This is a genomic window from Extensimonas vulgaris (assembly GCF_003337425.1).
Lineage (GTDB): Bacteria > Pseudomonadota > Gammaproteobacteria > Burkholderiales > Burkholderiaceae_C > Extensimonas > Extensimonas vulgaris.
The window spans coordinates 1-5,038 of record NZ_QPJU01000023.1; the positions used below are offsets into that span (position 1 = coordinate 1).

Below are 5,038 nucleotides of genomic sequence, written 5' to 3' on the forward strand. Positions count from 1 at the left end.
GAGCTTGCGCCGCGCGCCGACGGCCAGTCTTACGCGCAGCAAATCACCTTCGTGCAAGACCGCCCCGGCCACGATCGCCGCTATGCCATAGACGCGAGCAAGCTCGAACGCGAGCTCGGCTGGAAGCCCGCCGAAACCTTTGCCAGCGGCATCCGCAAAACCGTGCAGTGGTACCTGGCCCACCAGGACTGGGTGCGCAATGTCACCAGCGGCGCCTACCGCCAGTGGATCGACCTGCACTACGCCAGCCCCGAAGAGGCCGACGGCGACGCCAGCACCCCCACCAGCACCCCCACCAGCAGCACCAGCAAGGAGCCCGCATGAGCCCGCGCAAAGGCATCATCCTCGCCGGCGGCTCCGGCACGCGCCTGTACCCCGTCACGCAGGCCGTCTCCAAGCAGCTCATGCCTGTGTACGACAAGCCCATGATCTACTACCCGCTGAGCACGCTCATGCTCGCGGGCATCCGCGAGGTGCTCGTCATCAGCACACCGCAGGACACGCCGCGCTTTGCCGAACTGCTGGGCGACGGCAGCCAGTGGGGCATGCAGCTGCACTACGCGGTGCAACCCAGCCCCGACGGGCTCGCGCAGGCGTTTTTGATCGGCGAAGCTTTTATCGGCAATGACCCATCGGCGCTCGTGCTCGGCGACAACATCTTCTACGGCCACGACCTCGTCAAGCTGCTGCAAAGCGCGAACGCGCGCACCGAGGGCGCCACGGTCTTTGCCTACCACGTGCAAGACCCCGAGCGCTACGGCGTGGCGGAGTTCGACGCCCAAGGCCGGGTGCTGTCCCTGGAGGAAAAGCCCGCGCAGCCCAAATCGAACTACGCCGTCACCGGGCTCTACTTCTACGACCAGCAAGTGGTCGAGCTGGCGAAGGGCCTGAAGCCCTCGGCGCGTGGCGAGCTCGAAATCACCGATCTCAACCGGCTGTATCTGCAGCAAGGGCAGTTGAGCGTCGAAATCATGGGCCGCGGCTACGCCTGGCTGGACACCGGCACGCACGAGTCTTTGCTGGAAGCCAGTCAATTCATCGCCACGCTTGAAAGTCGCCAAGGGCTCAAGGTGGCCTGCCCCGAGGAAATCGCCTTCCGGCAAGGCTGGATCAATGCCGGACAATTGGAGACACTGGCCAAGCCCCTGAGCAAAAATGGCTATGGCCAATATCTTTTGGGAATTCTCAAGGAAAACTTACTCTGATGAAGGCTACACCGCTTGCTATTCGCGACGTCATTCTCATTGAACCAAAGGTTTTTGGCGACGAACGCGGCTTCTTTTTTGAAAGTTACAACCAGCGCGACTTTGCCCAGGCCACGGGCTTGCAGGTCGCATTCGTGCAGGACAACCACAGCCGCAGCGCCAAAAACGTGCTGCGCGGCCTGCACTACCAAGTCCAGCAGCCGCAAGGCAAGCTCGTGCGCGTGGTGCAGGGTGAAGTTTTCGACGTTGCCGTCGATCTCCGAAAAAAAAGCAAAACCTTTGGTCAGTGGGTAGGCGAAATCCTTTCGGCAGAAAACAAACGCCAGCTGTGGATTCCCGCCGGGTTTGCGCATGGCTTCGTCGTGCTCAGCGACACGGCGGAGTTTCTCTACAAAACCACCGATTACTATGCCCCCGCGCACGAGCGTTGCATCCGTTGGGACGACCCGGCCATAGGCATCCGCTGGCCCATTGCCGCGCCCCCCATTCTTGCCGCCAAGGATGCGGCGGGCAAGCTGCTCGCCGAGGCCGAGGTGTTTGCTTGATGCGTCAATTTTCAATTAGTCCAGTTGAAATGTGCGCCAGCCTATGGCGCAACCGCGGCCTCATTCTTGCCTCAGCCAAACGCGAAGTGCTCGGGCGCTACAGGGGCTCTGCGCTCGGATTGCTGTGGTCTTTTTTCAATCCGCTGCTCATGTTGGCTGTTTATACCTTCGTGTTCAGCGAAATTTTCAAGGCCCGCTGGAACGCAGCCAGCGAATCCAAAACCGAATTTGCCCTCGTGCTGTTTGCCGGGCTGATCGTGTTCAACCTGTTCGCCGAATGCATCAACCGTGCGCCAAGCCTGGTCCTCTCCAACGTCAACTACGTCAAAAAAGTCGTTTTTCCGCTGGAGATACTTCCTGTTGTTGCGCTGCTCTCGTCGCTATTTCACGCAGGCATCAGTCTGGCCGTCTGGCTTCTGGCCTATTCCGTGTTGGTAGGTCTTCCGCATGCCACGACACTCTATTTACCGTTACTCGTGATCCCCTACCTGCTTTTTATTATGGGCTTAGGCTGGGCGCTGGCCTCGTTAGGCGTGTATCTGCGCGACGTGACACAGTTCATTGGCGTTCTGACCACAATGCTCATGTTCCTCAGCCCCATTTTTTACCCCGCCACCAATCTGCCCGAAACGTATCGATCCTGGCTCTATCTCAATCCCCTCACGGCAGTCATCGAGCAAACCCGCGCCGTACTGTATTGGGGGCAAGTGCCAGACTTTGCGCTGCTCGCAATCTATTGGGCAGCTACTTTCCTCATCGCATGGTTAGGCTTTGCCTGGTTTCAGAAGACTCGCAAGGGGTTTGCCGATGTCCTTTGAGATTGCGATCAAAGTCGAGAACCTCAGCAAGTGCTACCATATTTACGACCAGCCACGTGACCGGCTCAAACAGTTCGTCCTGCCGCGCCTGCAACGCGCTGTGGGGATGCAGCCCAAACAATACTTTCGCGAATTTTGGGCACTCAAAAACGTCAGCTTCGAGGTAAAAAAAGGCGAAACCGTTGGCATCATTGGCCGTAACGGCAGCGGTAAATCCACCTTGCTGCAGATGATCTGTGGCACCCTCAATCCGACCAGCGGAAACATTCAAGCGCAAGGCCGTATCGCCGCGTTGCTGGAACTTGGCTCCGGTTTCAACCCTGAGTTCACCGGGCGCGAAAATGTTTACCTTAACGCCGCAGTGCTAGGACTTGGCAGGGATGAAATCGACGCCCGTTTTGATGAAATTGCTGCTTTTGCCGAAATTGGTGACTTCATAGAGCAGCCTGTCAAAACCTATTCAAGCGGGATGATGGTGCGGCTGGCGTTTGCAGTAGCAATCAATGTCGATCCGCAAATACTGGTTGTTGACGAAGCCCTTTCTGTGGGCGATGAGCTTTTCCAGAGAAAATGCTTTTCTCGCATCGAAACGATTCGCAAAGCGGGCGCAACGATTCTTTTCGTTTCTCACTCCGGAGGGACGGTTGTCGAACTTTGTGATCGCGCTATTTTATTAGACATGGGTGAGCTGCTGGCCACCGGAGTGCCAAAGCAAATCGTTGGTCGTTATCAAAAGCTGCTGTACGCACCCGCCGAAAAGCGTCAGCAATTGCGTGACGAAATCCGCCAGAGCAGCGCTTGCGCAGACACATACAGAGAGGATATTTCACAAGCTGGCGACACTAGGCTAGAAGCATGCGATGCGCAGATGCAGCAACAGGAGTTGCAAGACAGCTACGACCCCGCCCTGAAACCGGCCAGCACCATTTCCTACGCATCTTATGGCGCTATCATCCATGATCCTGCCGTTTACACTCTGGGTGGCGAACGCGTCAATAACTTGACCCGCGGCAAGACCTACTACTACCGCTACCGCGTCAAATTCGAATATGCTGCAAGTAACGTACGATTCGGCATGCTCATCAAAACCACCAGCGGCGTCGAATTAGGTGGTGCTGCATCAGCCTCATCAAATAGAACCAGTTTGCCGTTTGTGAGCGCAGGAAGCGAATACATGGTTGAATTCGCTTTTTGTTGCAGGCTGAATGCAGGTGTTTATTTCTTGAATGCAGGCGTCCTGGGAGAGATAAATGGCAGCGAAACTTATTTACATCGATTGATTGACGTTGCCATGTTTCGCGTCATGTCCGAAACCGCAAGTATAGCCACCGGCATTGTTGATTTTTCTTGCGTTTCACGCATAAAACAGGATGCATGAATTGAAGTCCCGTATCGAGAAAAGCACAGCGTGCTCTCTAGTTATTGTTTTGGGCATGCATCGTAGTGGCACCAGTGCGATAACCAGGGGCCTGCAAGCGCTTGGTGCAAATTTAGGCGACACATTGATGCCGCCTGTTCCTGGAAATAACGACAAGGGATTCTGGGAAGACATTGATATCAATGCGCTTAACATTGAAATGCTCAAAACCGTTGGTGGAGATTGGTTCTCGTTGACGCCTGTTGGCATGCCGGATATTGAGCTTCTGCGAAGCCGCGGCTTTCTTTTGCGCGCTACCGAGCTGTTGCGCGAAAAAATGAATGCCAGTGCAGTCTTTGCATTCAAAGACCCCAGGGTTGCCAAACTCTTGCCTTTTTGGAATCAAGCTGCAGAACACCTGCGAGTGAATGCTGGTTATGTATTGGCGCTGCGTAATCCGCTCAGCGTAGCCAAATCATTGGCAAAAAGAGATCATTTATTCGCTGAACATAGCTATTTGCTTTGGCTGGGCCATGTGCTGGAAAGTTTGCGTGGCAGTGAGGGCAAGCCTAGGGTCATGGTTGACTATGACAGACTCATGCAAAACCCCGATGTTGAATTGGGTCGGGTTGCTTGCGCTCTGCATTTAGAGATGGATGCCGCTGAGTTCGAGGACTACAAAACCAACTTCCTTGATCACCAGCTACAACATACCGTCTATCAACCTGAGGATTTATGGCTTGATAATTCCTGCCCGCCTATTGTGCGCGAAATTTATGCGCGCTTATTAGATGTCGCATCGGATCGGACAAGTATCGACGATCCCGTTTTAGGGTCTGAAATTCGCAAATGGCTGCAAGAGTTTGAGCGGTTTTCTGCAGGTCTAAAGCTCGCGGACAAGCAGCTGGAGCGGCTTACCAGTCAGCATCAGGCGCTGGCCGAGCGGGAAGGGCAAATTAGCAGCCTCAACCAGGCAATACACGAGCGCGACGCGCAGCGTGGTTCGCTCCAGCAGACACTGGCCGAGCGGGAAGGGCAATTGGCGGGCTTGCAGCAAGCCGTTGCGCAAAAGGATGCGCAGATCGAGGGGCAGGCTCAGGCGTTGGCCGAGCG

6 protein-coding genes are annotated in these 5,038 nt (G+C 55.6%); all 6 read left to right on the forward strand.

What is annotated here, in order from left to right:
• A partial coding sequence (locus DFR45_RS14220; protein ID WP_211306516.1) for a GDP-mannose 4,6-dehydratase occupies positions 1-324 on the forward strand: 324 nt, incomplete at its 5' end.
• A complete protein-coding gene (rfbA, locus tag DFR45_RS14225) occupies positions 321-1,205 on the forward strand; it encodes a glucose-1-phosphate thymidylyltransferase RfbA (protein WP_114484390.1) in 885 nt (294 codons plus the stop codon). The genes DFR45_RS14220 and rfbA, both read left to right, overlap by 4 nt.
• Positions 1,205-1,750: a dTDP-4-dehydrorhamnose 3,5-epimerase gene (gene rfbC, locus DFR45_RS14230; protein ID WP_114484391.1), complete on the forward strand. Its 546-nt coding sequence runs from the start codon at positions 1,205-1,207 to the stop codon at positions 1,748-1,750. The genes rfbA and rfbC overlap by 1 nt, the downstream gene beginning before the upstream one ends.
• Complete coding sequence (locus tag DFR45_RS14235; RefSeq protein WP_114484392.1) at positions 1,750-2,568, forward strand: ABC transporter permease; 819 nt, start codon at positions 1,750-1,752, stop codon at positions 2,566-2,568. The genes rfbC and DFR45_RS14235 overlap by 1 nt, the downstream gene beginning before the upstream one ends.
• Positions 2,558-3,946, forward strand: a complete 1,389-nt coding sequence (locus DFR45_RS14240) for an ABC transporter ATP-binding protein (protein WP_114484393.1) — start codon at positions 2,558-2,560, stop codon at positions 3,944-3,946. Before DFR45_RS14235 ends, DFR45_RS14240 begins: the two co-directional genes overlap by 11 nt.
• Position 3,947: 1 nt before the next feature.
• On the forward strand, positions 3,948-5,038 hold a 1,091-nt coding region (locus tag DFR45_RS14415), incomplete at its 3' end, for a hypothetical protein (protein WP_211306517.1).